Source organism: bacterium (assembly GCA_018812485.1).
Classification (GTDB): Bacteria; JAHJDO01; JAHJDO01; order JAHJDO01; family JAHJDO01; genus JAHJDO01.
Genome location: JAHJDO010000040.1, coordinates 1 through 3,059, shown reverse-complemented (window position 1 = coordinate 3,059; position 3,059 = coordinate 1). Strand labels below are relative to the sequence as shown.

General features: G+C 35.4%; 3 protein-coding genes and 1 tRNA gene. 3 read left to right on the top strand and 1 reads right to left on the bottom strand.

Going from position 1 to position 3,059, the window contains the following annotated elements:
• Window positions 1-395: 395 nt before the first annotated feature.
• The 3 genes from KKC91_03040 to istB all read left to right on the top strand — a co-directional run bounded on the left by KKC91_03040 (window position 396) and on the right by istB (window position 2,778).
• Window positions 396-560 carry a hypothetical protein gene (locus KKC91_03040; GenBank protein MBU0477527.1) on the top strand — a complete coding sequence of 55 codons (165 nt, stop codon included), beginning with the start codon at window positions 396-398 and terminating at the stop codon, window positions 558-560.
• A 78-nt stretch (window positions 561-638) separates the two neighbouring features.
• Window positions 639-2,063, top strand: coding sequence for an IS21 family transposase (gene istA, locus KKC91_03035; GenBank protein ID MBU0477526.1), 1,425 nt, complete (start codon window positions 639-641; stop codon window positions 2,061-2,063).
• Window positions 2,044-2,778, top strand: a complete 735-nt coding sequence (istB, locus tag KKC91_03030; GenBank protein MBU0477525.1) for an IS21-like element helper ATPase IstB — start codon at window positions 2,044-2,046, stop codon at window positions 2,776-2,778. The genes istA and istB overlap by 20 nt, the downstream gene beginning before the upstream one ends.
• Before the next feature lie 182 nt (window positions 2,779-2,960).
• On the opposite strand, the gene KKC91_03025 is transcribed toward istB, so the two are convergent.
• Window positions 2,961-3,050, bottom strand: a tRNA-Ser gene (locus KKC91_03025).
• Window positions 3,051-3,059: the final 9 nt, after the last annotated feature.

Sequence of the window (3,059 nt, the reverse complement as noted above, 5' to 3'; positions counted from 1 at the left end):
TTTTCTTTTAATAGGTATTAACATATTTTCTCCTGTGCCCTATTGCATGGGACAACTGCCCCATATAATAAAACAGTAAATATCTCCTGTCAAGCCCAAATATCTCGTTTTTTGGAAATATAGTAAGAAAACTCTAAATAGGGGTCACAGGGGGATTCGTGCATTAATGTTGAGCTTAACATTAATGCACGAATCTCCCACCTACCCCTACCACCTCAACTTGATATCACAAATTGTGATTTCAAGTTTTTAAACTCTTCTTTTGTAAAGAAATTCGGTTTATATTATTTATAAACGAAAACCGTTTACAATTACAAACCGTTAGAAGGAGCATTCTTTACTTAATTGGAGAAGTTTTTCTCTAATTTGAATTGGCTCCCCACTGGGGAGCTTTTTTGATTATTTTAGATTTGGGGGTTCTCCTCAATGTTAAAATAAATTCCATAGCAAATGGCAGAGAAAATTCCATAGCAAAAATAGGGGAAAATGAGAGAATAATAGTAGTAGTAATTTCTTTCTTTTTTGCTTCTTTTTTCTTTCTTTGTGGAAGATGTGGATAATGTGGAAAAGCAATGAATTTTAGGATTTGAAAAAAGCGCCTCTTAGTGCAAGAGTAGCAGGCATTAGGAGGTGTAAAAATGATAGGGATGGCAATGTATACGACGATGAAAACACTTGTGGAAAAAGGAATGAACAAGACCGAGATAGCAAGGGCAACAGGACATGACTGGAAAACAGTATCAAAATTTGTAGAAAACATAAAATCAGGGAAGGAATATCCCCAGAAGAAGCCGCATCCCAGGATACTTGACGCTTACAAGGAGAAGATAATAGAGCTGATGGAAGCAGGCTTGAGCGGGGTAAGGATACATGAAGAACTTAAAAGAATGGGAGCGAAGACAGGATATTCAACAGTGAGGAATTATTTGGCAAATATCAAAAAGAGAGAGAATATCTTTGTCAGGATACAGACTTTGCCCGGAGAAGAAGCCCAGGTGGATTTTGGTTATGTAGGATTAACTCCTGATAATAAAGGCAAGAGACGAAAGACATGGGTATTTAACATGAAATTGAGTTATTCAAGATTAGACTATTATGAGAAGGTTTATGATCAGAGAGTGGAGACATTCATTCAATGTCATATAAATGCGTTTAATGATTTTGGAGGAGTGCCGGATGGTGTAAGAATAGACAATTTAAAAGCGGCAATTCTGGAAGCTAATTTTTATGAACCTGTGTATCAGAGATTGTATAAAGAGTTTGCCGAGCATTATGGATTTAAGCCCATACCATGCAGGATATATCATCCAAATGATAAAGGAAAAGTAGAATCAGGAATAAAATATGTAAAGAATAATTTCTTTGCAGGCAGGACATTTAAAAGTGGAGATGATACAGACAGACAACTTCGGAATTGGCAAAAGAACACCTGCAATAACAGGATACATGGAACAACAAGAAAGGTTCCTCAAGAAGTGTTTAGAGCAGAAGAGAAAGAGAAACTTATTCCGCTTCCTCTGGAGGGATTTAAATTAGCAAAAGTAGGAACAAGGAAAGTGTATCATGACTGTCATATTTATGTGGACTACAACTATTATTCTGTTCCTTTTGAATATGTAGGGAAAGAAGTAGAGATAGAATTAACTAAAGAATTGCTAAAGGTGTGTTGTGAGGCAAAGCAGATCGCGGTGCATCCAAGGCAGAAAGAAAGAGGAAACTTTTCTACAAATGAAAGTCATTATCCAAAGTATAAGAGACATTCAGAAACAGAACATCAGGAGAAGTATCAGATAAAGATGTTAGAAATAGGAAGCTATGCAGAACAATTATTTTTCTTGATTGTTCAAAAAAGACCGAAAGATTGGACCAGACCTGTCTACGGGATATTATCTTTAGTAAAACGTTATCCGAAAGAAATTGTTAATCTGTCCTGTAAAAGAGGGTTGGCTTTTGGAGTTCATCAATATCAAATTATTAAAAATATCTGCGCAAATGGGAGCTATGTTTTGCCAGTAGAATTTACAGTTAGCGAAAGGAATAATTATGAATACATTAAAAACTAGATTAAAAGAATTTAAGCTATCAGGAATATATAATTCAGTAGAAGAGAGATTATCTTATGCGCAGAAGAAATCTCTGGGCTATGTTGAGTTTTTAGAGCTGCTTATGGAAGATGAATATAATAACCGCAGGGATAATAGTTACAAAAAAAGATATGCAAGGGCAAAACTGCCTACATACAAGACAGTGGAAGATTTTGATTTTTCTTTTCAGCCGTCAATAGACAAGAAAGTAATTAATGATTGTTTGACATGCAGCTTTATCAGAGAAAAAAGGAATATAGTTTTCATAGGAAATCCAGGCACAGGCAAAACACATTTATCTATAGCTATAGGAATTAAGGCTTTGATGAAAGATTACAAAATTATATTTACTTCTGTATCTGAAATGCTCGGGAATTTAAATGCAGCAAAAGCTGATAATAGTTATTACAAAAAAATAAATTTTTACTTAGCTCCGGATCTACTGATCTTGGATGAATTGGGATTTAAAAAATTACCTGGTTATAGCGCAGATGATTTCTTTGAGATCATTTCCAGAAGATATGAAAGGGGCTCATTAATCATTACTACAAATAAATCCTTTGAACACTGGGGAGATATTTTTACAGATAATACTTTAGCTTCAGCCATTCTGGATAGAATTGTTCATTATTCAACTATTGTTAAAATAAATGGGCCTAGTTTTAGAGCTAGGAATATAAGGAAAAAATCGTGAATATTTTTTCTGTTTCAGCTATGGAATTTTCTCTGCCATTTGCTATGGAATTTACCTTGACTTTGAGGCATGATTTCCCCCTTTTAAATATCCCGCTAGTATCCCGCTGACTTTTAAAAGGATATTAATACAGTCTTAATTTGTTGTTACAGAGGGGATGTTGGGCAGATTGGAAAATGAACTGGCGGAGAGGGAGGGATTTGAACCCTCGAACCCTTTCGAGTTACACGCTTTCCAAGCGTGCGCGCTAAGCCAGGCTACGCGACCTCTCCTGATCTAAA

Coding starts and splice junctions, on each gene's coding strand:
- istA (MBU0477526.1), top strand. CDS start 639: ATGATAGGGATGGCAATGTATACGACGATGAAAACACTTGTGGAAAAA.
- istB (MBU0477525.1), top strand. CDS start 2,044: ATGAATACATTAAAAACTAGATTAAAAGAATTTAAGCTATCAGGAATA.